Annotated in this window: 18 protein-coding genes and 2 pseudogenes; 4 read left to right on the forward strand and 16 right to left on the reverse strand. The window is 63.8% G+C overall.

Features of this window, described 5'->3' with window-relative positions:
- Nucleotides 1-5: 5 nt before the first annotated feature.
- On the reverse strand, nucleotides 6-512 hold the full coding sequence (locus FHW92_RS23930) for a hypothetical protein (protein WP_210428675.1): 507 nt from the start codon (nucleotides 510-512) through the stop codon (nucleotides 6-8).
- 115 nt (nucleotides 513-627) lie between these two features.
- Between FHW92_RS23930 and FHW92_RS23935 the strand changes: the two genes are divergently transcribed.
- On the forward strand, nucleotides 628-2,709 hold the full coding sequence (locus FHW92_RS23935; RefSeq protein WP_168605811.1) for a TonB-dependent receptor: 2,082 nt from the start codon (nucleotides 628-630) through the stop codon (nucleotides 2,707-2,709).
- On the opposite strand, the gene FHW92_RS23940 is transcribed toward FHW92_RS23935, so the two are convergent.
- Together FHW92_RS23940 and FHW92_RS23945 are read right to left on the reverse strand one after the other, a co-directional pair.
- The gene (locus FHW92_RS23940; RefSeq protein WP_168605812.1) at nucleotides 2,703-3,242 is read right to left on the reverse strand and encodes a hypothetical protein; all 540 of its coding nucleotides are present in this window, start codon (nucleotides 3,240-3,242) and stop codon (nucleotides 2,703-2,705) included. The two genes, FHW92_RS23935 and FHW92_RS23940, sit on opposite strands and share 7 nt — an antisense overlap.
- A 21-nt stretch (nucleotides 3,243-3,263) precedes the next feature.
- On the reverse strand, nucleotides 3,264-5,354 hold the full coding sequence (locus FHW92_RS23945; RefSeq protein ID WP_168605813.1) for a PQQ-binding-like beta-propeller repeat protein: 2,091 nt from the start codon (nucleotides 5,352-5,354) through the stop codon (nucleotides 3,264-3,266).
- A 336-nt stretch (nucleotides 5,355-5,690) separates the two neighbouring features.
- Between FHW92_RS23945 and FHW92_RS23950 the strand changes: the two are divergent.
- Nucleotides 5,691-6,469: pseudogene (locus FHW92_RS23950) on the forward strand (IS5 family transposase).
- Here the strand turns inward: FHW92_RS23950 and FHW92_RS23955 are convergent.
- Nucleotides 6,402-7,007 (reverse strand): annotated as a pseudogene (locus FHW92_RS23955) (transposase); the annotation flags it as partial. The pseudogenes FHW92_RS23950 and FHW92_RS23955 overlap by 68 nt on opposite strands.
- A 205-nt stretch (nucleotides 7,008-7,212) precedes the next feature.
- Here FHW92_RS23955 and FHW92_RS23960 point away from each other — a divergent pair.
- Nucleotides 7,213-8,241, forward strand: a complete 1,029-nt coding sequence (locus FHW92_RS23960; RefSeq protein WP_168605814.1) for an IS110 family transposase — start codon at nucleotides 7,213-7,215, stop codon at nucleotides 8,239-8,241.
- A gap of 417 nt (nucleotides 8,242-8,658) precedes the next feature.
- Here FHW92_RS23960 and FHW92_RS23965 read toward each other — a convergent pair whose 3' ends face one another.
- Nucleotides 8,659-9,669 (reverse strand): zinc-binding dehydrogenase, encoded by a 1,011-nt coding sequence (locus FHW92_RS23965; RefSeq protein WP_349237747.1) that lies wholly within the window; start codon nucleotides 9,667-9,669, stop codon nucleotides 8,659-8,661.
- Between the two features lie 263 nt (nucleotides 9,670-9,932).
- Between FHW92_RS23965 and FHW92_RS23970 the strand changes: the two genes are divergently transcribed.
- Entirely contained in the window at nucleotides 9,933-11,564 is a 1,632-nt protein-coding gene (locus FHW92_RS23970) for an FAD-dependent oxidoreductase (protein WP_168605815.1), read from the forward strand.
- A 4-nt stretch (nucleotides 11,565-11,568) separates the two neighbouring features.
- On the opposite strand, the gene FHW92_RS23975 is transcribed toward FHW92_RS23970, so the two are convergent.
- From FHW92_RS23975 to FHW92_RS24025, 11 genes are all read right to left on the reverse strand, one after another.
- On the reverse strand, nucleotides 11,569-12,336 hold the full coding sequence (locus FHW92_RS23975; RefSeq protein WP_168605816.1) for a glucose 1-dehydrogenase: 768 nt from the start codon (nucleotides 12,334-12,336) through the stop codon (nucleotides 11,569-11,571).
- Nucleotides 12,337-12,442: 106 nt separating this feature from the next.
- Nucleotides 12,443-13,636 carry a cytochrome P450 gene (locus FHW92_RS23980; RefSeq protein ID WP_168605817.1) on the reverse strand — a complete coding sequence of 398 codons (1,194 nt, stop codon included), beginning with the start codon at nucleotides 13,634-13,636 and terminating at the stop codon, nucleotides 12,443-12,445.
- Nucleotides 13,637-13,648: 12 nt separating this feature from the next.
- Entirely contained in the window at nucleotides 13,649-14,704 is a 1,056-nt protein-coding gene (locus FHW92_RS23985) for a phosphotransferase family protein (RefSeq protein ID WP_168605818.1), read from the reverse strand.
- Nucleotides 14,694-15,878: an acyl-CoA dehydrogenase gene (locus FHW92_RS23990; RefSeq protein WP_168605819.1), complete on the reverse strand. Its 1,185-nt coding sequence runs from the start codon at nucleotides 15,876-15,878 to the stop codon at nucleotides 14,694-14,696. The genes FHW92_RS23985 and FHW92_RS23990 overlap by 11 nt, the downstream gene beginning before the upstream one ends.
- A 5-nt stretch (nucleotides 15,879-15,883) precedes the next feature.
- A complete protein-coding gene (locus FHW92_RS23995) occupies nucleotides 15,884-16,420 on the reverse strand; it encodes a VOC family protein (protein WP_168605820.1) in 537 nt (178 codons plus the stop codon).
- A gap of 13 nt (nucleotides 16,421-16,433) precedes the next feature.
- Nucleotides 16,434-17,828: a 2-oxo acid dehydrogenase subunit E2 gene (locus FHW92_RS24000; protein ID WP_168605821.1), complete on the reverse strand. Its 1,395-nt coding sequence runs from the start codon at nucleotides 17,826-17,828 to the stop codon at nucleotides 16,434-16,436.
- 11 nt (nucleotides 17,829-17,839) lie between these two features.
- Nucleotides 17,840-18,853, reverse strand: a complete 1,014-nt coding sequence (locus tag FHW92_RS24005) for a pyruvate dehydrogenase complex E1 component subunit beta (RefSeq protein ID WP_168605822.1) — start codon at nucleotides 18,851-18,853, stop codon at nucleotides 17,840-17,842.
- Between the two features lie 16 nt (nucleotides 18,854-18,869).
- Nucleotides 18,870-19,853: a thiamine pyrophosphate-dependent dehydrogenase E1 component subunit alpha gene (locus tag FHW92_RS24010; RefSeq protein WP_168605823.1), complete on the reverse strand. Its 984-nt coding sequence runs from the start codon at nucleotides 19,851-19,853 to the stop codon at nucleotides 18,870-18,872.
- 37 nt (nucleotides 19,854-19,890) lie between these two features.
- Nucleotides 19,891-21,099 carry an acyl-CoA dehydrogenase family protein gene (locus FHW92_RS24015; protein ID WP_168605824.1) on the reverse strand — a complete coding sequence of 403 codons (1,209 nt, stop codon included), beginning with the start codon at nucleotides 21,097-21,099 and terminating at the stop codon, nucleotides 19,891-19,893.
- Between the two features lie 7 nt (nucleotides 21,100-21,106).
- Entirely contained in the window at nucleotides 21,107-22,264 is a 1,158-nt protein-coding gene (locus FHW92_RS24020; protein WP_168605825.1) for a thiolase family protein, read from the reverse strand.
- Nucleotides 22,261-22,635: an OB-fold domain-containing protein gene (locus tag FHW92_RS24025; protein ID WP_168605826.1), complete on the reverse strand. Its 375-nt coding sequence runs from the start codon at nucleotides 22,633-22,635 to the stop codon at nucleotides 22,261-22,263. The genes FHW92_RS24020 and FHW92_RS24025 overlap by 4 nt, the downstream gene beginning before the upstream one ends.
- Nucleotides 22,636-22,767: the final 132 nt, after the last annotated feature.

Consider the following 22,767-nt stretch of genomic DNA (forward strand, 5'->3'; position numbering starts at 1 on the left):
AGGCTTCATGGGCTGGGCAGGGCCATCACCGTTATCTCGTCGGCGCCATTGGCCGCAATCTGGAGCGTGTAGCGGCCCGGCTGGAGCGGAAATTCCACCACTTTGCGAATGCCGGTACAATCGGGCCCATGCCCATGCGCGGTTGAACGCAAGGCGCCGTCCTTGCCGATGACATCAAGCCACGCCGCCGAGCTGAGTGCAATGCGATAGGGACCATTCTTGGTAATATCCAATATCAGAATACCACCATAGCTGACGGTTCCACCGGGCTTTTCTGGTCTGACTTCATACTTCACCTTAGGCGTTGCGATCAGCGTAACGTGCGCCGCTGTGGCCAACGGCAAAAGGGGCGCCGCGGCCGGATCGCCGCCCGCCTTTATCGCCACCGGATTGGTCCATGGCGCATATTCTCCGCTGGGCGCGACGGGCACTGCGCAGGCAGGGGCAGCGGGTGTCTGGGCCCAAACCTGCCCCGCCCAAAGGGCCAGCGCCGCAGCCAAAAACCCCGCCATGATTACGCCATTTTTCGGCATGATTACGCCCCCGGCATTGCATCTATATCTTCATGGATATAGCTAATGGCGCGAATCACAAGCCATAATCGTGGCGTCCATGAGGGAATTTTCCATGCTTCCGGCCCGTATCCTCCCGCTTCTGGCGGCCACCACGCTTGCCACGCCCGCCCTTGCGCAGGACCAGAGCGCCAGCTTTGCGCTGGGTCAGATTGTGGTAAGCGCCCAGCCGCCCAAGGATCTGGAAATCACCAGTGAACGCCTGAGCGCCAAGGCGATTGAGACTTTCGGCCGCGTCACGCTGGACGATGCGATGGCGCTGGCACCGGGGGTATCGGCGGGCAACAGCGGGGGCACGCGCAATGAACGGCTGATCTTCGTGCGCGGGTTCAACCGTTTTCAGGTGCCGCTCAGCGTCGACGGCATCCGGGTCTATCTTCCCGCCGATAACCGGCTGGATTTCGGCCGTTTCCTGACCAATGACATTGCCGAGGTGCAGATCGCCAAGGGCTATGTCTCGGTGCTGAACGGCCCGGACGGGATGGGCGGGGCGATCAACCTTGTCACCGCCAAGCCGACCAGGGAACTGGAAGCCGAGGTGGGGGCCTCGCTCAATCTGGGGCGGCAGGGCGAATATGCGGGCTATTCGGCCAATGCGCTGATCGGCACGCGGCATGACAAATGGTATGCGCAAGGAAGCTTTGGCCGCAATTATACCGATCACTGGGATCTGGCGGGCGGCTATGCGAGCACGGCCAATCAGCCTGCGGGCCGCCGCAACCTCTCGCAATCGGGCGATTGGCGGGTGAATGTGAAGGCCGGTTTCACCCCCAATGCCACGGATGAATATGTGATCGCCTATACGCGGCAGGAAGGGCAGAAACTGGCCCCGCTGCATATCACCGATCCGGTGTCGTCTCAGCGTTTCTGGACCTGGCCCGCATGGAATACCGAGAGCCTCTATTTCCTCTCGAATACCGCACTGGGCGAGATCGGAACGCTGAAAACGCGGCTTTATCGCAACAATTTCTATAACATGCTGCGCGCATGGGATAATGCGAATGAGAACACCCAGACGCTGGGCCGCGCCTTCAACAGCCCCTATTGGGACGAGGCGCTGGGCGGATCGGGCGAATTGACGCTGCGCCCTTCGGCCCGCGAAAGGATCAGCATCGCGTTCCAGATGCGCTCCGACCGCCACCGTGAGGCGCAGACCAGTTTCCCCAGCGGCGCTGTCGAACCGGTCCAGACCACCCTTGAGAACACCTATAGTCTCGCGCTCGAACACGCCTATCAATTCACCCCGGCGCTGAGCCTGACGCTGGGCGGCGGTTATGACTGGCGCGATCTGAAGCGGGCCGAAGAATATGGCGCGCCGCTGGGCACATCGGGCGCCAGCGTCCTGTATAACTACCCGATGCGCAACACCAGTGCGTGGAGCGGGCAGGGGCGGCTCGACTGGGCGGTCAATGCCGACACGCGCCTGCATGTCAGCCTGTCCTCACGCGCGCGTTTTCCCACGATCTTTGAACGTTTCAGCCAGCGCTTCGGCACCTCGATCCCCAATCCCGGCCTGAAGCCCGAACGCGCGCGCCAGATCGAGGTCGGCGGCTCGACCCGTCTGGGGGCTGTCAAGCTGGAGGCCGCCGCCTTCCACGCGTTGCTCTCCAATGCCATCGTCTCGGAAAGCGTGCTGGGCTATGCCTGCACCGCCAGCACCACGCCGGGCAATTGCGCGCAGAGCGTGATGACCCAATCACTGAACGTCGCGCGGGGCAAATATTACGGCGTCGAACTCGCGGCCAGCGCACAGGTTCTGCCCAGCCTTGCCCTTGGCGGCAATTACACATGGGTGCATCGCGATCTGGTCGATCCGGGCAATGCCGTCTTTCGCCCCACCGACGTGCCCAGCCACAAGGCTTTCGCCTATGCCGACTGGACGCCCATCTCGCGCTTCCACCTGATCCCCAGCGCCGACATCGCCTCCAGCCGCTGGACTGTGACCAGCGCAGCGCCGATCCGCTATTATCGCACCGGCGCCTATGTGAATGCCGCGATCAAGGCCGAGGTGGAATTACGCAAGGGGATCAGCATTGCAGCCTCGGCGCGCAATCTTTTCGACGCCAATTATCAACTGGTCGACGGTTTCCCCGAGGCAGGGCGCAGCTATCAGCTCTCGCTGCGCGCCAGCTACTGATCGCGGGCCTGTTTGATCAGGCGGAAGGCATCGCCCATCAGCGCGGTGACTTCCGCCTCGGTCAATACATGCTCGGGCAAATAGCGCAGCCCGACCCGGCGCGTCATCGACCAGTGATCGACATAGAGCGCTTTGTTCGGCCCAAAGGCCAGATCGACATGCTTGGCCAGCAACGCGGGGGCGTCTGCCGAATAGGCGAGGCGGAACAGGGCGATATCCACCACATAAGGCCCCACCATCAGCCAGCCATAGTCAGGCCCCAGAACCGGTCGGCCTTCCACCGTCAGATGGCCGCGCATGACATGGACCGGGGCGGAAATTGCGCGCTCCACGCTGACGGCCAGCGCGGCGCTCATCATCAGGCTGGCATCGGGCGCGGGCGGAAAGATCGCCAGCAGATCGACCGCGCAGCGTGAAATGGCCGCGCGGTCGGCATCGCTCATCACATAAGATTTAAAGACCTTGGCGGCGGCCCAGCCGTGGCTGGCGGCCACGCGCTTGCTCAATTGCAGAATGTCCTGGCTTGTCGTCATGGCCGCGCCTTAGAGCCTATTTTACCGGCGGGGAAGGGCAAAGGCCGAGTAGCCCGACCCGGCCTGCGCCTTGGCATCGCGCGCATTGCTGGTGGCGATGACCACGAATTGGCGCCCTCCGGCCATATAGGTGATTGGGGTGGCCACGCCCGCCTGCGGCAGGGTGGTCTGCCACAGGACCTTGCCCGTTGCCGCGTCAAAGGCGCGCAATTGGCGGTCATAGACGGTGGCGCCGATGAACAGCAGTCCGCTGGCCGTGACGATAGGGCCGCCGTAATTCTCGCTGCCCGTTGGCTCCATGCCCGATTTCGTCAACTCCGGATATTCGCCCAAAGGCACGCGCCAGAGATAGCGCCCGCTGTTCATGTCGATCGCGCTCAGCGTCCCCCATGGCGGGGCCACGGCAGGATAGCCCTCGCTGTCGAGGAATTTGCGATAGCCGGTAAAGATGAAACGCTGGGTCGAGGGAGTCTTGCCGGCCATTTCCGCGCGGTCGGATTTTGGCGCATCGCCATGGCGCAGATAGTCCATCAGCGCGGTCATCTGCGGCGCCAGATGGCCAAAGGCGGGCATCCGGCCCTTGCCTTGCAGGATCGTGGTCGCCACTTCGCCTTCGAGGCGGCGCGTCATCACCCCTTCCAGCGATGGAAAGGCGCCCGGCGATCCCTTGCGGTCCATGCCATGACAGGCGGCGCAATTCTGCTGATAGGTGGCCTCGCCCTGCGCTCCGGATGCCTGGGCCAGAGAGCCGGTCCATGCGATGTCATTGGCATTGATATAGAGAATGCCGCGACCGCGCCCGATGGCCTGACCGCCCCATTCGGCCCCGCCGTCAAAGCCGGGAAAAACCACCGTGGGTTTGCCCACCTGCATCGGGGCAAAGGGGCCGTTGCTGGTATAGTCGGCAAAGGCCTTGGCGGCTTCATCATGGGCCTGCGGCGTGCGCTGGGTCAGCATGTCAGCGGTCAGGCGCTGGCGTGCATAGGGCGCGGGAAGGGTGGGCATTGGCTGGGTCGGGGAACTCGCCTCGCCCGGTACATTGCTTTGCGGAACAGGCGTTTCCTGAATGGGAAACAAGGGCTTGCCCGTCACCCGGTCAAACAGGAACAGCACGCCATGCTTGGTCGCCTGCGCCACGGCATCGACCTTGCGCCCGTCATGGTCAACGGTCAACAGGACCGGCGGGCTGGGCGGATCGCGGTCAAGCAGGTCGTGGTGGACAAGCTGATAATGCCAGAGCAGCCGCCCGCTTCTGGCATCGATCGCTACCAGCGAATTGGCGTAAAGATTGTTGCCCTTGCGGTCGGCGCCATAGAAATCGCTGACCGCTGAACCCATCGGCGCAAAGACGATCCCGCGCGCGGCATCCACCACCATGCCCGCCCAGTTGTTCGCGCCGCCAGCGGTTTTCCAGGCGTCGGCGGGCCATGTCTCGGCGCCGGGCTGGCCAGTGCGGGGAATCGCGTGGAAGGTCCAGCGAAGGCGGCCTGTGCGCACGTCATAGGCGCGGATGGCTCCGGGCGCGGCGGGCGTGGATTCGGCGGTGCGAAAGCCGACAATCGCCAAATCGCCCCAGATTGCGGGCGGCGAGGTAAGGGCGAGGGCCACCGAGGCCAGCGGGCGGTCAAGCCCGGCGCGCAGATCGATCCGGCCATGCGCCCCGAAAGTGGCAATGGAAGCCCCGGTTTTCATGTTCAGCGCATGCAGATAGGACCCTGCGCCCACCAGCAGGCGGCGCTCCTTGCCCGACGACCAACAGCTGAGGCCGCGCACAGGCTGGAGATTGCTGTCGGGCAATTTGCGCTGCCAGAGTTTGCGCCCGGTTGCGCCGTCGAGCGCCATGACCTGTTGATCGGGCGTCATCGCATAGAGAATGCCGTCAATCACCAGAGGCGTTGTTTGCAAGCCACCGGCGCCTGTGTCGATTCGCCAGGCCGGTTGCAGCGCGGCGACATTGGCCGGGGTGATCTGGCCGAGCGGAGAAAAGTGATCGCCGCCGGGATTGGCATGATAGCTGGCCCAGTTCTTGCCACCCTGCGCGTCCAGCGGTGCGCCGCTGAGCAGGCCGAGCGCGGCGGTGGCGGCGTAAAGCTTTGTCGCGCCGATGCGCATCCTCATCCTCCTTGGGGCTGTTGAGGATGAATTTAACGATATTAAAAAATAAAGCCAGTGGGGAAATCAGGCGCAATTTCAAGGGCCGAAAACCGGGTTTCTGGGCGGGTTATAGATTTACCGATAATGCAGATTATATAAATACTCATACCAAAGCAATCAGTCGTGCCCACTTCCATACTGGTTCCCTCGGACAAAGCAGTCTGTTTAGGGCATTGAATGCAGAGTGTTGAGTAGCGCCGAGAATTGATGGGGTCGTCTAGGGCGTAAACTCATAAACCGTGTTGAGTTTGCGGCCATTGCGTGATTCAGGCGCTACCCAGAAAGGGTAGGCAGGTGGCGCGGCGGCGATACGAACTGACGGACAAGGAACGGGCGATCATAGAGCCCCTGCTGCCTAACAAGCCACGCGGCGTGTCTCGAGTTGATGACCGCCGCGTTTTGAACGGGATCCTCTGGCGGTTTCGATCCGGCTTGCCTTGGGCGGAAGTGCCCGAGCGCTACGGCTCTTCGACTACCTGCTACAACCGGTTCGTGCGCTGGCGGCGGTTTCTGCGGGCTTCAACGGCGAATTGGTGATGATCGATTCCACCTGCGTGCGCGTCCACCAGCATGGTGCACCGCTAAAATGGGGGGCATCCGATCATGGCATGGGAGCGCAGACGCGCAGCCCATCCGGGGGATGGGCGAGCACCGAGCCCCGGGGCGGCCTTACCAGCAAGCTCCATGCTCTTGTCGACGCTGAGGGACGTCCTGTCGGCCTGCGATTGACCGGCGGGCAGGTTCACGATGTCTGCGAAGCCGAAGCCCTGATTGCAGACATTCCCGAGGGTGCCACGCTGCTGGGAGACAAGGGCTATGACAGCAACGCCATCCGCGAGGCCGCCGCGGCGCGAGGCGTGTGGGCCAATATTCCCAACCGCTCCAATCGCAAGCAGCGCTACGGCTTCTCGTCATGGCTCTACCGCCAGCGCAACCTCGTCGAACGCTTCTTCAATCGGATCAAACAGTTCCGAGGCATCGCAACCCGCTACGACAAGCATCACCGATCAAGCGCCGGGTCAACTCGGCGGCGCGTAATCGAATGCTGCACCAGGCATCTAGCAGCGGCATAATGATGGTCGCCAACTCGGAGTTCTCGCTTAGCCTTGCACGGACATTGGCTTCGAACGTGCTGCCTTTGCCTGCAGGGATCACGAGGCCGAACGTCTTCATCAAGCCGCGGATCTGATTTGAGATCTCGGTCTTGATTCTGACCAACTTGGTTCGGCCAGCCACGAGCGTGCGCGTCAGCATGCTGTCAAAGCCCTTTACCCGAACTTCGCGGTAGAAGCCGACCTCGGCCAGATGCGCCAATCCATCGGCATCGTTGGCGTCAGTCTTGTTGGCGGCCATATCCAACGCCGCCTTGGCATGGCGCGCATCAACGCAGATCGCCGGTGATCTTTCACTCTGAAGGGCGTGGTAAAACCAGACTGACAAAGGTCCCGTCTCGAAGATGACCCGCTCTGAGTTTGGCGCATGTTTGCGGATCGTCCGGGCAATCACCTCCGGGTCTGAGGCGCACTTGCCCCGCCAGATCCGCTTGCCTTCTCGCCGAACCGAGATCGCCGTGTCTTTCATCGAAACGTCGAGACCGATATATTCTCCCATGGCTGTTCTCCATCAGATGCCTAGGCCCGGCGTCCTACCGTGAGCCCGTATCTCCATCTTATCGGGGAACAGCCACTTCCATCCATGTCCTACTGACTGGGGCGACTCGCTTCCCGCGATTACCCCATGTGGATGCCCCCTCCCGACGGCATCGAATGTGCCAAAATGATGTTTCCAAAACTTCACTACAGAGGAGAAGGCATCCATGGGCGAAGTTAGCATTATCGGCCTAGATTTGGCAAAGCGGGTTTTCCAGGCGCATGGGAAGTGCTCGAAGGGCAGCGCTGTGTTTCGCAAGAAACTCTCGCGTTCTCAGGTGCTTACGTTTCTGGCTCAGCAGCCGCGTTGCATTGTTGCCATGGAAGCGTGTGGCAGCGCTCATTTTTGGGGTCGTGCCATCAGGGAACTCGGCCATGAGATCCGCCTTATCCCGCCCGTTTATGTGAAGCCGTTCGTCAAGCGGCAAAAGAACGACGCTGCGGACGCAGAGGCGATCGCCGAAGCGGCTGCTCGGCCCAATATGCGCTTTGTTGCGCTCAAATCATCGGGCCAACAGGCCGGCGCGATGGTCTTTCGAACACGGGATCTGTTGGTTCGCCAGCGAACGCAGCTGGTCAATGCGCTTCGTGGTCACCTTGCCGAACATGGCGTAGTCGCGCCGCAGGGCATGACCAACGTACGCGTCCTCGAAGCCGCTATTGAGGACGCTGAGACATCGCTCGATTTGCTCGTTGTCGAGATGGCTAGGCTTTATCTGCAACAAATCGCGTCATTGGCCGAGCAGATCGCGAAGCTGGAAAAAGTTCTCCAGCACGAAGCTGCAAATGCTCCCACCACAGCCCGACTGTTGACGGTTCCGGGGATTGGGCACGTCACCGCCATGGCGATGGAGACATTTGCCCCCTCAATGGAAACGTTTCGTCGCGGGAGGGACTTTGCTGCGTGGCTTGGGCTTGTCCCACTCCAACACTCGACCGGCGGCAAGCAGGTACTTGGCAAGACGGCGAAGATGGGACAGCGAGACATTCGCCGACTGCTGATCGCGGGCGCGATGACAGTTGTGCGTTGGGCTTCGCGCAAATCGCCACCAGAGGGATCTTGGTTGTTCCCCATGCTTGGGCGCAAGCCGAGAATGCTGGTTGCCATCGCGTTGGCCAACAAGATGGCACGGGCTGTTTGGGCCATGCTGACCAAGGGTGAGGATTACAGAAATCCGGCAACCGCTGCGGCCTGATCACACGATCACGCGAGCAGTTCCCGGTACGTCGGGCGGGTGAGAAGTTCGAGGAGCAGTAAGGGCAAAGTGATCGGCCAGATCCGGGTTTGGAAAAGCATTCTGAGTCATGGGGCTTCGAGCCCGCAGAATTGATTTGCACCAACCCCGCGCATCTCCATACCGGCCAGCGGTCGTCAGTCCGCACAACAGGCCTGATACATGACCGCATCCGATCACACCCCGACCCGCTTCAACAACACTTGCACATATGGGGGCATCCATACATGGCGCCTTGCGGTAGCCGGCCACGCGGTCGGCTGCCGTTATGGGGAGTGGCGTCATGTCAGGGAATAGTCCATCCTGACAGCTTGGGGTAGATGGCATCAACGGTCAACGTATCGGCCATGTCAGGGCCACCTTTCAATGGCCTGTTGATCACACCGGCGCTGAGGGCAGGATCAGGAATTTGCTGCCGGTTGCGCGTCTGGTGTAATCTTCGACGGCCTCGCGCGACAGCGCATCTACGAGCGACAATTCGCCCTTGTAATGGCATGCGAAGGTGGTCGTCAGTTCCGTTGCGACGCGGCCATGCATCCGCGCCCGCGCCTCGGGGCCAAGCCGCTCCATCATCGGGGCCAGCAGCCAGCCCGACACATCCCACACAAAGCCCAACGTGCGCGGCAGGGTGATCGGCGCCATATCGAGCGCGCCATAGACATAGCCGCGCTTGGCCTGCGTCGAGCCATAGCGCGAATAGGCGCCGTCTGCGTTGGCGACTTTTTCCATCGTGGTCAGGATCGTGCCCAGCAAAGGCCCGCCGCCGATGGCATCGAAGACCACCCGCGCGCCCGTCTCGCTCAGCGCCTGCGCCAGTTCCTCGGGGAAAGCGGGGCTGGTGCTGTCGAGCACATAGTGGGCGCCAATGCCGCGCAGCAGCGCGACCTGATCGGGACTGCGCACGATGTTGATCAGCGGGATGCCATCGGCCAGACAAAGCTTCACCAGCATCTGTCCCAGATTGGAGGCCGCCGCTGTGTGGAGCATCGCCGACATGCCATCGGCGCGCATGGTCTCGATAAAGCCCAGCGCGGTCAGCGGGTTGACGAAGGCCGCTGCGCCTTCACGCGCGGACACGCCTTCGGGCAGCACCATGCAGCCGGCTGCGGGAATGACGCGATACTGGCTGTACATCGCGCCCGCAAAGGCGGCCACGCGGCACCCCACCAGCGCCCGCGCGTCAGACCCGGCGGCCACCACCAGCCCGGCGCCCTCGTTGCCGATGCCCAGTTGCTGCCCGATGCGATTGGCCAGCGCCTTCATGGCGGCGGGGGGCACCGGGGCGGAAACGCGCCCCTCTTCATAGCTGGCCTGGGCCGTCAGCGCGGGGCCGAACATCAGCCCAAGGTCCGATGGATTGATGGGGGCTGCCTCAACCTGCACCACCACCTCGTCCGGGCCGGGGGCGGGCAGGGCAGATCGGCCAGTTCGACCACCATGCGGGCATCGTCATAAAGGGTGGTCACAAGCGAGCGGGTGGTGGAGGGCAGCATCGAATTTCTCCGAAAAAACGGCGAGATCGGGCGGAATCTAGCACGGGGCTGGCGGGCCGAGGCACCTGAGACACTTGAGAGGTTCGGGCGTGTCGGGATTTGGCTATCATCGCGCAGGAGGCGCCACAACACAAAGCGTCCGAAGCGGGAGAAATGGCGATGGCGCAGGCCGAATATGACCTGATCGTGCTGGGTTCGGGGGCGGCGGGGCTGACGGCCGCCTTGACGGCGGCGGAGGAGGGCCTGCGCGTTCTCGTGGTCGAAAAGGGCGAGAAGATCGGCGGCACCAGCGCTTGGTCAGGCGGGCAGATCTGGATCCCCTGCAACCCCCACCAACAGGCCTATGGCAAGGAGGACAGCCGGGACAAGGCACTGACCTATCTGGAGAGCATGTCGAACGGGTTGATCGATCCGGATATGGCGGCGGCCTATATCGACGGCGGCTTGGCCATGGTGCAGTTCCTTGAAGAGCGCACCCCGGTCAAATTCAGCGTGGTGCCCCATTTCCCCGATTATCACCCCGAACAGCCCGGCGCGGCATCGCGCGGGGGGCGGACGCTGGAATGCCCGGTCTATCCCTATGGCGAATTGGGGGAATGGGCGGAGAAGGTGGAGAAATCGCCCTATTACTGGCCCCATGTCTATTTCACCGTGGGCGAAACTTCGCTGGCGCAGGCGGTGCCGGATCCCTTGCCTGTGGAAGAAGCCGAGCGTCGCGCGGCCAATGATGAGCGCGGGCTGGGTCACTCGCTGGTGGGGCGGTTGCTGCGCGGATGCCTCGACCGGGGGGTGGAATTCCTGCTGGGCGTCGGGGGCAAGGATCTGTTGCTGGAGGAGGGGCGCGTCGCGGGCGTTGAACTGGCCGATGGACAGGTGTTGCGGGCGCGCAATGTGATGCTGGCCACGGGCGGGTTTGAGCATAATGAGGCGTTCAAGAAAGCCTTTCTGCGCGGGCCTTTGCAAAATGCCGTCTCGATCGACACCAACACCGGCGACGGGCAAAAGATGGCGATGCGCGCGGGCGCGATGATGGGTTCGATGCGCGAGGCATGGTGGATGCCGATTGTCGAGGCCCCGCTCAACGCCAAGGGGATGATGCTGTTCACCGGCGAGCGGACCTTGCCCGGTACGATCATGGTCAACCGCAAGGGCCGGCGCTTTTGCAACGAAGCGGCCAATTACAACGCCTTTGGCAGCGCCTTTCACGAGATTGACCAGAACAGCAGCACCTATCGCAACCTGCCGTGCTGGTGCGTGTTCAATCAGGCGTTTTACGACAAATGGGGTTTCCTTGATGCGCAATTGATCGGCACCGGCGATGGCCATCGCAAGGAACCGGCGGACTGGATCGCGCGGGGCGAGACGCTGGGCGAACTGGCCGGGGTGCTGGGGATTCCGGGCGATGCGCTGGCGGCCACGGTCGAGCGTTGGAACGCGATGGTGGACCGTGGTGCCGATGAAGATTTCGGGCGCGGCGAGAGCTATTACGACCTCTATTGGGGCGATCCGGCGCATAAGGGCCGCAAAGCCGCCACGCTGGGCCGGATCGACGGCGGGCCTTACTATGCCGCCGAGGTGAAAAGCGGCGCATTGGGCACCAAGGGCGGGGCGCAGACCGACAGGCTGGGCCGGGTGCTGGATCTCGATATGGTGCCTATCCCCGGCCTCTATGCCGCCGGCAATGCCATGGCCAGCATGATGGGCATGACCTATGGCGGGGGCGGGGGCACGCTGGGGCCGGGGATGGTGTTTGCCTATCTGGCGGGGCGGCACATGGTGGGGCGCAATTGACAGGCTACCGGGTGAGATAGCCCGCCTCGACCCCCAGCGCGTGGCCGGTGACATAGCTGGCCGCATCGGAACATAGCCACGCGCTGGCCTCGGCCACTTCTTCTGGGCGGCCAAACCGGCCGAACAGGCTGAGCGCGGGGGCGAAATCGGCCTCGCTATAGCCGGTGTCGGCGAGCGATTGGCGCAGCATCGGCGTGTCAATGGCGCCGGGCATCACCGCATTCACGCGGATGCCCTTGGGCGCCACTTCGACGCTGCCGGTCTTGGTCAGGCCGATCACGCCATGCTTGGCCGCGACATAGGCCGAATTGCCGGGCAGGGGCCGCACCGAACTGACCGAGGCAATGTTGACGATGGCGCCCGCGTCTCCTTGAGCAAGCATCTGGCGGATCTCATATTTCATGCACAGCATGACCGAGCGCAGATTGACCCGGATCACCCGGTCCCACACCTCCATATCGGCATCGGCAATCGGCAGCAGATCGGGGGCAATCGCGGCATTGTTGACCGCGCAATCCAGGCGGCCAAAGGCGGCGACACAGGCCGCGATCATCTCGGCCACCTGCGCTTCTTCGGCGACATCGCAGGATTGCGCCACCGCCGTCCCGCCCGCGTCAAGAATGGCCTGCACCGTCTCTTGCGCCGCCGCCATATTGCGGTCGGCCACCATCACGCTGGCGCCATAGCCGGCCATCACCTGCGCCGTGGCCGCGCCCATGCCCATCCCGCCGCCGGTCACCAGCGCCACCTTGCCATCGAGCCTGTTACGCATCGCCATTCTCCCGTTTCGCCATCTGCGTGGCCGGGGCCATATTTGCATGGCGCGGCCCGCTTGCCGCCTATCTTTTCAGGCAGTCTTGGCCGGCGGCATCAGCTCGCTACTTCCAGATCAGGGGAAGGCTGGTCAACGTGCCGACATTGCCCGCCTTCATCGTCACAGGCCGCGCCGGATCTATGGTGAATTCAGGCAGCGCCCCCAGCCATTCCTCAAGGAAAACGATCATCTCCATCCGCGCCAGCCCCGCGCCGACACAGCGGTGCGCGCCTGCGCCAAAGGTGGTGTGGTGGATGGGATTGAGCCCGCGATCAAATCGCGCCTCCTCGGGCCGGTCAAAACAGGCCGGGTCGAGATTGTGCAGCATACTGGGCAGATAGACGATGTCGCCCGCCTTGATGATGACGCCGTTGACATCCATATCCGCCACCGCATTGCGCGACACCGAGGCCGAAGGATAGCGCCGCATCAATTCATCCGCCGCCGCCGGGATCAGGTCAGGCTGGCCGCGCAGCAGGCGCTGATCGTCGGGGTAGCGGGCCAGATGCATCGCCACCATGCCGACCATCGCCGCCACCGTATCCAGCCCGGCAAACAGCACATTGCGCGCCATACGCAGCGCCTCGTCCAGCGTCCATGCGCGGCCCTGCACCGGCTCGGCCAGAATACGGCTGAGCAGATCCTCGCCCGGCGCGGCCAGTCTCTGTCGGACATGGGGGCGCAGATAATCGTCCACCGCATCGCGCAATTCGACAACGCTCATCGTGCCGTCGGGCCGGGTCAATTGCGCACCCAGCGGGCGCAGCCTTTCGCGATCCTCCACCGGAACGCCCAGCATCGAGAGGAAGATATGCACCGGGAAGATCTCGGCAAAATCGGGCATGAAATCGCAGGCGCCGCTCGGCGCCAGCCCTGAGATCAACTCCTGCGCCAGCGCGCGCACCGCCGGTTCCAGCGCGGCGATATGACGCCCGGCAAAGCCCTTCATGATCGGGGTGCGAAAGGCCTTATGCTCGGCCCCGTCATTTTGCAGCGGGATGAGCTGCATCACCTCGCCAAGGCCCGGCACCACGGCCAGAACCTGGCTGGACAGGTTGGCGGTATCGGCCCAAAGGCGGCGGATCACCGCGCCATCGGTGGCGATCCAGTGGCCGCCAAAGGCCGGTGTCCACACCAGACCCGGCCCATCGGGGCGCCGCAGAGCCTGCCATGCCGCGATATAGTCCGCGTCGGCGCCGGGCGGATCAAAGATGTTGAAATCAACGACCAGTTCGGCGGGAACATGAGCAGGTATCACGAGGGCAGCTTCCTATATAAAGGAGTGGGCGAGCCGCGCCAGCCTTGGAAAGGCCTGCGCCCTTTGGGCGGCCTGCGCATTGCTGGCATTGCCGCGCAGCACGCGGCCCTTGATGCCATGAAAAATCGCGGCCAGACGGAAGTAGTTGAAGGCCAGATAGAAATTCCAATTCTCGATGCCGCTGCGCCCGGTGCGCCGGCAATAGGCGGCGATGTAATCCTCAAGCGGGGGCAGGCCCAGCGCCACCGGATCGGCCCCGCCCAGCCCGGCGACAATGTCGGGCGGCATCGAATAGACCATCGCGTGATAGGCAAAATCGGCCAAAGGATGGCCCAGCGTTGAAAGCTCCCAATCCAGCACCGCCAGAATGCGCGGCTCGGTGGGATGAAAGATGGCATTGTCGATGCGGAAATCACCGTGGACGATGCTGGTTTCATCGCCATCGGGAATGGCGCCGGGCAGCCATGCCACCAATTCGTCCATCACCGGATCGCGCCCGGCCCGCTCGTCGGCCAGATATTGCCCGCTCCACCGTTTGATCTGGCGGGCGAAATAATTGCCGGGGCGCCCGTAATCGCCAAGCCCCACCGCGCGGTAATCCACCGCATGCAGCGCGGCGATGACGCGATTGGTCTCATCATAACAGGCCGCCCGCTGGGCCATCGGCAAATCGGCAAGGCTCGCGCCCCAGAACACCCGGCCCTCGACCATGTCCATGATGTAGAACGCACTGCCGATGATGCTGTCATCCTCGCACACGGCATGGATGCGCGCGACCGGCACATCGCTGCCCGCCAGCGCCTGCTGGACCCGCGCCTCACGCAATACATCATGCGCACCTTTGAGCACCGGTCCGGCAGGCTTGCGCCGCAGCACATAGCGCGCGCCGGGCGTGGTCAGCCGATAGGTCGGGTTCGATTGCCCGCCCTTGAACTGCTCCACCGTGACCGGCCCGGCAAATCCGTCGAGATGGGCGCCAAGCCAGCCCTCCAGCGCGCCCACATCGAACAGGGTCCGCATCGCGCCCACCCCGCTGTTGGCGGCGACGATATCGGCTCTATCCGCCATGGGCGTGTTTCCACTCGCGCTTGATCTTCTTGGCAAGGCTCCATTTGTGAACCTCGGTGGGGCCGTCATAGATGCGGAAGGCGCGCACCTCGCGGAAGATCTGTTCGACGATGGTGCGGTCGGTCACGCCCGTCCCGCCCATCACCTGAACGCAGCGGTCCGCAATCCGCATCAGCGCCTCGGATACGGCCACCTTGGCCATGCTGCTCTCCACCGTGCCAAGGCTGCCGGTGTCCAGCACGCCCGCACACCAGTCGATCATCACTTCGGCCTGTTTGAGGTCAATCATGTTTTCGGCCAGCATGAAGCCGACGCCCTCGTGGTCGATCAACGGCTTGCCGAAGGCCATGCGGCGGTTGGCATAATCGCCGGCGATCTCCTGCGCCCGGATGCAGCCCCCCAGCCAGCGCATGCAATGCGAGAGCCGGGCAGGGGACAGGCGCACCTGCGCATATTTGAACCCATCGCCCGCATGGCCCAGCAATTGATCGGCGGGCACGCGCAGATTGTCGATGGTCACATCGGCATGGCTGCCGGGCATCGAGGTGTCGATGGTGTTGGGTACATCGTCAATGCGGATCGCCGGATCGGGCAGATCGACAAGGAACATGCAGGCCCCGCCCTTGCTGTCCTCCTCCTCGGATTTGGCCATGACGATGCCGACGCTGGCTCCGTCCGCCCCGGTGATAAAGCGCTTCTTGCCGTTGATGACCCAATGGTTGCCGTCGCGCCGACAGGTGGTGATCATCATCGAAGGGTCGGACCCGGCCCCGCCCAGTTCGGCCGGTTCGGTCATGAAAAAGGCCGAACGCGCCCGCCCCTCGACCAGCGGCGTCAGGAAGCGCGCCTTCAGATCGGCATTGGCGACATGGCCGATCAGATACATATTGCCCTCATCAGGCGCCATCGTGTTGCAGGCCAGAGGCCCCAGCGGCGACAGGCCCGACGCGATCAGCACGGCCGCCGTTTCGCGCTGGGTCAAATGCGTCCCATCGGGCAGGATATGCGGCGTCAGCACCCCGGCGGCGCGGGCCAGATCGCGCATTTCATAGACAAGTTCGTCCAGCGGCGCCCCATGATGGTCGCGTCGCGGGTCGGTTTCAAAAGGAATGATGCGGGTGCGGACGAAATCCTCAACCCTGGCGGCGATGGCGGCGGCGCGCGGGGTCACCATGATCTTCAACCCAGCCTGCGCAGCGGTTCGCTGCCGTCCCAGTCGCGTGCGGCCTCGCGCATCATCGCGAACAATTCCGCCCCGCCTTCCATCAGCTTGACATATTCGATAACATTGCCCGGCCCGCCGCCCGCATCGGCATAGATGACCGCGCCGCTTTCCCCCACCTTGCCCTCGATCAGGATGGTCGCGCCTGCCTCTTTCAACGCCGCGCGGGCCGCATCGATGTCCTCCACCGCCACACAGACATGGTGCAGCCGGTCCTTGACCGCAAAGTCGCCGGTATAGATCGAGGGGGCGTCATTTTCCGCGCGGATCAGCTCGATCTGCATATCGCCCCAATAGCCCCAGGCGGCCGAGATCACCGCATCGGTGGGCTGGCCCAGATAGGTCATCTCGGCGATCCGGATATTTTCCATGATGAAGAAGGGACCGGCGCCAATTACTTCTGTCCAATGGCGCAGGGCGGCGTCAAAATCGGATGGCAGATAGGCCATCTGAAAAATCGGGCCGATATCGGTCAGCGGGCCACGCTTGGCCATGGTCATGGTCCTTTCAGGCAAACAGGGCTTCAGGCGCTTCGATCAGCCCCTTGAGCGTTGCGAGGAATTGGGCCGCCGCCGCGCCGTCAATGGCGCGATGATCGACCGAGAGCGTCAGGGCGAGGCGGGTTTCAAACCCCGCGCTGCCGTCGGGTCTTTCGCACACCGCGCGCGCTGCCGCGCCCACGGCGAGGATCGCGGCCTGCGGCGGGTTGATGATGGCGGTAAATTCCTCCACCCCGAACATGCCAAGGTTCGAAATCGAGAAGGTCCCGCCCTCCATATCGCCCAGCGAGAGGCGCCCGGCCTTGGCCTTGTCGATCAGCGCGGCGGTGGCTTGCGCAATCTGGGTCACGCTCTGGCGGTCGGCCTGACGGACGACGGGCGTGACAAGGCCATTGGGGCTGGCCACGGCGATCGCGACGTCGGCATGGGCAAAGCGGTGGATGGTGGCGCCGTGAACCTGCACATTGACATCAGGGTGGCGGGCCAGCGCAAGGGCTGCCGCGCGCACCAGATAGTCATTGATCGAGGCCCGCGCCCCCAGCACGAGATTGGCCGTTTTTCGCAGGGCCAGCAGTTCATCGAGCCGCGCGCTGGAGCGCAGATAGAAATGCGGGATCTCCTGCTTGGCCTGGGTCAGGCGCTGGGCCACCACCTTGCGCACCCGGTCAAACGGGACGATGGCGGGCGGGTTGGGCACGGGGGCAAAAGCCGCGCCCTGCATGGGCGCAGGCGTGGCCACCAGCGCCAGCACATCGGCCTTGGAAATGCGCCCGCGCGGCCCGGTGCCCTTGACGCCGGACAGGTCGATCCCGTGCTGGGCCGCGATCCGGCGGGCCAACGGCGAGGCAAAGGCCTTGCCTTCCTCGGCCAGCGCCAGCGTACCGACCAGCACCGGGCGGGCGGGCGCGTTCAAGGCCTGCTGGACGTCCTGCAAGGTGATGCGGCCATGGCGGCCCGAACCCTCGATCGGCTCAATGTCCAGCCCGCTCGCCTCGGCCAGCTTGAGCGCTTCGGGGCTGATGGCGCGGTTGGTCTGGATCGGGCGCGGAGCGGGGGCGGGCGCAGGTTCCTCGCGCGTTGCGGCGTTGGGGTTGGTCGGCGCATTGGCGGGGCGGAAGACGGCGATGAAGGCGTCGATTTCCTCGGCGCTGGTCCCGGCCTGTGCGGTCACGGCCAGCAGCGTGCCGACCGGCTGCGCCTCAGCGCCTGCGGGCACCAGCACACGGGCCAGCACCGCGTCATATTCGGCCTCGACCTCATTGGTGATCTTGGAGGTCTCGATCAGGCACAGCAATTGCCCCTTGGCGAACGTGTCACCCTCGGCCACTTTCCAGTCGGCCAGCGTGCCTTCGGTCATTTCGATGCCCCACTTGGGCATGCAGAACGGGCGGATGTCCGGCATCATCGCCTCCCTTATCGCCATGCCAGCACGCGGCGCACCGCCGCCTCGATCTTGTCGACCGAAGGCAGATAGGCGCTTTCCAATTCGCGGGCGAAAGGAATGGGCGTATGCGGCGGGGTGACTTGCAGCGGCGGCGCCTTGAGGCTGGAGAACGCCTTTTCCGCCACCAGCGCGCAAAGATCGGCGCCAAGCCCGCAGCGCGGCGGGGCTTCATCGACCACCACCACCCGGCCCGTCACCTCGACACTGTCGAGAATGGTCTCTTCATCGAGCGGACTTGTGGTGCGCAGGTCAATCACATCGCAGCCGATGCCTTCGCCTTTCAGCTTGTCGGCCACCGCCTCGCACATGCCCAGCAAAAGGCCCGAAGAGATGATCGTGACATCGCCCCCGGCGCGCGACAGGCGCGCATGGCCAAAGGGGATCATGAAATCGCGATCATCGGGCACTTCGCCGGTGGTGGCGTAAAGCGCCTTGTGCTCAAGAAAAATCACCGGATCATCGTCGCGGATCGCGGTGCGCAGCAAGCCCTTCACATCGGCGGGCGTGGTGGGCATCACCACCTTCAGCCCCGGCATGCCCGTCAGGATCTGATGCACCGATTGGCTGTGCTGGGCTGCGGCATTGTATCCCGCGCCATAGGCCATGCGGATCACCGCCGGACAGCGCGTCTTGCCGCCGAACATATAGCGGAACTTGGCAATCTGGTTCCAGATCTGGTCGAGCGAGACACCGATGAAATCGGCAAACATCAATTCGGCAATCGGCCTTTTGCCCGACAGGGCAAGCCCCGCCGCCGCGCCGACAATCGCGCTTTCCGAAATCGGCGTGTCGATCACGCGGGTTGCGCCAAAGCGGTCATACAGCCCGGTCGAGGTTGACCAGATGCCGCCAATGGCCTCCGGTCCGCCTTCGGTCCCCATGCCGCCCACCACATCTTCGCCCAGCACCACCACATTGGGGTCGCGCTCCATTTCTTCCATGATGGTGGAGAGGACGGCGGCGCGGTACATCATATTGCTCATCAAACTTCTCCCGCGCTTAATAGGCGATATAGACGTCGGCCAGAACGTCTTCGGGTGTTGGCCTTGCGGCGGCGCGGGCGGCGGCCACGGCCCCTTCGATGGCGGCCATCACATCATCGTCCACCGCGTCCAGATCGGCGTCCGAGAGCAGGCCGGCGCCTTTTACCGAGGCGCGGAACCGGGTGAGGCAATCGCGCGTGGCCCGGATACGGTCGAGTTCGCCGGGGCCGCGATAGCGCTGGGGGTCGCCCTCGAAATGGCCGAAAAAGCGCTCGGTGTCGAATTCGACCGCCGCCGGGCCATGGCCCGCGCGCACATAATCCAGCACCTCGCGCATCGTGTCATGGACGGCAAAGAAATCGGTGCCGTCCGCGCGCCATGCCTTCATGCCGAAGGCTTCGGCGCGACTGGCGATGTCCTGATTGGTGCCCACCGCATAGGATACGCCGGTATGTTCGGAATAGTGGTTGTTTTCGAAAACAAAAATGCACGGCGCTTTGGTCACGGCGGCAAGGTTCATCGCCTCAAAGGTCGTGCCCTGATTGCAGGCGCCGTCGCCGGAAAAGGCGATGGCGATTTTCAAGCCGTCCGGCCCCGGTCCATCGACGCGCGAGGCCAGCGCCGCCCCGACCGCAATCGGCGCGCCCGCCCCCACAATGCCATTGGCCCCCAACATGCCCTTGGTCACATCGGCAATGTGCATCGACCCGCCCTTGCCCTTGCAAAGGCCCTCGCGGCTGCCCCAGATTTCCTTCATCATGTCATTCACATCGCATCCCTTGGCCAGACAATGGCCATGGCCGCGATGGGTCGAAACGATCTTGTCGGCGGGCGAGAGATGTTCGCATACGCCCACCGCCACGGCCTCCTGACCGCAATAAAGGTGAGTGAAACCGGCAATCTCGCCGGTCTGGATTTCGACATGCAGCCGCTCTTCAAATTCGCGGATGATCTTCATCTGGCGATAGGCGGCCAGCAGGGCTTCTCGGCTCAATTGCATTTCCGGCTCCCGGCGTTTTGTTGTTCTGTTCGGCAGGCTAGAGGTTGAGCACCGTCTTGGCGATGATGCTGGCCTGCACCTCGTTGGTGCCGCCAAAAATGGTCCATGCCCGGCTGTTGAGATAGCGGGCGGCGGCAACCTGGGTCTGGCGATTGTGGACGGGCGTCGGGGCGTCGGGGCCATAGAGCGGACGACGCATGTCCAGTTCCAGCCCCGCCAAGCCCAGCAGATCCATCGCCAGAAGGTCGATTTCCTGCCGCAGGTTTGACGCCAGCAGCTTGACCAGCGAGGTCTGCGGCCCCGGCGCCTGACCCTGCGCGATTTCGGACAGGATTTTCAGCTCGATCATCTCCAGCGATTCAACCCCCAGCCGCGCGCGCGCCACCCGGCGGCGCCAGTCGGCATTATGGGCCATCACGCCGCCCGCCCCATCGGGTTGATCGGCCGCATCGGTGCAAATCCGGCGCAGGTCATAGGCCAGCTTGGGCGCATGGCACGACCCGCCCCGCTCGTTTTCCAGCAGAAACTTGGCCAGCTTCCACCCATCGCCTTCTTCGCCGACAAGGTCGGTAACGGGAACGACGACATCCTCCAGAAACACCTGATTGACCTCATGGTCGCCCGCCAGCGTCAGGATCGGGCGCACCGAAATCCCCGGCTGGTTCATATCGACCAGCAGGAAGGAAATGCCGGTGCTTTTGTGCCCGCTGGCATCGGTGCGGGCCAGACAGAACATCCGGTTGGCCCAATGGGCATGCGTGGTCCAGATCTTGGACCCGTTGAGGATATACTTGTCGCCATCGCGCACCGCGCGGCATTGCAGGCTGGCCAGATCCGACCCGCTGGCCGGTTCCGAAAAGCCCTGACACCAATAATCCTCGCCCGACAGGATGCGGGGCAGATAATGGGCCTTTTGCTCGGCCGTGCCGAACGTATAGATGACCGGCGCCACCAGCTTCAGCCCCAGCACGGTCAGATTGGGCGCGCCCGCCTCGGCGCATTCCTTTTCAAAGATATAGCGCTGTACCGGGCTCCAGCCCGTGCCGCCATATTCCTTGGGCCATTGATAGGCCAGCCAACCCTGCTTGTGCAGAATGGCATTCCACGCCTGACCGATGTCGGGCTCGACAAAAACCGACGGGGTGGCCTCCGCGCCTTCGCGGATTTGCGTCGTCAGATGCGCGGCCAGAAACGCGCGGACCTCTTCGCGGAAACGCAGTTCTTCGGGGGTGAGTTCAAGGTTCATGGCGGCTCTATGTGTGCAAAATGGTGACGGCCGAGACGCCGGGGGCGCCATAGACGTGGCTGTAGGCGGTGCGCGGGGCGCCGGGGACTTGTCGCCCCCCGCCAAGCCCCCGCAATTGGACGGCATTTTCATAGACCTGCCGCAGGCCCGACGCGCCGATCGGTTCGCCGCAGGCAAGGCAGCCGCCGTCGGTGTTGACCGGCAGGCCGCCGCCGATGGCGGTGCGCCCCTCGGCGATCCATTGCTCCTGATCGCCATCGGCGCAAAAGCCGTTTTCGGCCATGTGCATGATTTCGGCGCCTGCCTCGGTGTCCTGCAATTGGGCCAGATCGATCTCGCCGGGGCCAATGCCTGCCTTTTCAAACGCGGCGGCGGCGGCAAGGCGGGTGGCGGTGTTGACCCCGCCGCCGATCTCGATGCTGGGGGCAAAGACCTCAAAGCTGGCCGGGGGGCGGGTGCGCATGGTGGCCGCGGCCAGATGGATCGGGCGAATGCCCAATTCGCGCGCCTTCTTCTCGCTGGCCAAAACCAGCGCCACCCCGCCTTCGCCCGGCGAGCAGAACATATATTTGGTGAAAGGGTCCGAGACCATCGGCGCGTTCAGGATGGTGTCGAGCGCCACCTCTTCGCGCCGCCAGGCATGGGGGGCATGCACCCCATTGGCAAAGGCCTTTTGCGCCACCAGCCCCAGCGTCCGGCGGCTGATGCCATAAAGGTGCATATAGCGCATGATCTTGGCCGCGAAGAATTGCGTTGTGACCATATAGCCCGCCGCGCCATACCATTCGGGCAGATTATATTCGGCGGGCAGCGCGTTGAAAGCGCCGCGCGGATGCTTGTCAAAGCCGACCGCCAGCCCCAGTTCAAATTCGCCGGAGCGAATGGCCATTTGCGCGGAAAACAGCGCCGATCCGCCCGTGGCGCAGCCATTCCTGACGTTGATGAACTGCATCCCGGTCAACCCGAGCCGGTCTACCATCGTGTCGGGATTGCCCGCCGCATCCGATCCGCCATAGGCAAATTGGACATCGCCCCACGCCACGCCCGCATCGGCCAGCGCGGCGCGTACCGCATGGGCGCCCTGATCCAGCCCCGATACACCATCGGTGCGGCCAAAGGGGTGGATGCCGATGCCGATGATGCAGACATTGGTGGCCGCGCTCATTGTGCGGCCTCCGGGCAAAAGGCGGGGAGCCAGAACGGGTCCTGCGCGGCCGGGTCAAGCGCCACGCGGGTCAGCTCGACCGCCATGCCGATGCGGATCGCGTCCAGATCAACGCCCACCAGACGCGCCTCGACAATCACCGCGCCGGGCAATTCGACATAGGCCAGCGCCCATGGTTCAAAGGCCTCCGGCCCGGCATAGGGCGGGGTTTTGGGGCGAAACCGCTGGATCGTATAGGACCAGACTGTGCCGCGCGTGGGCAGGGCCACCGGATCGAACTCGGCGCCGGGCCCATCGCCGGGATAGGGAAAGGTCACGCGCCCGGTCTGCCGATGGCGTCCGCCCATCAGATGCAGCGGGGCATCAGGCATAAACAGGGGTGCGTCGGCTGACAGGGTGGCTCTCCTCTTGGTTTCCGTTGATTCCTTATGTCCGGATAAAGCGCCCCGATGCGCCCGCTGGCGACTCTTCAAAACGCTAGGCTGAGACAATTTTCAGGCCTG

The organism is Novosphingobium sp. SG707 (assembly GCF_012275515.1).
Classification (GTDB): Bacteria; Pseudomonadota; Alphaproteobacteria; order Sphingomonadales; family Sphingomonadaceae; genus Novosphingobium.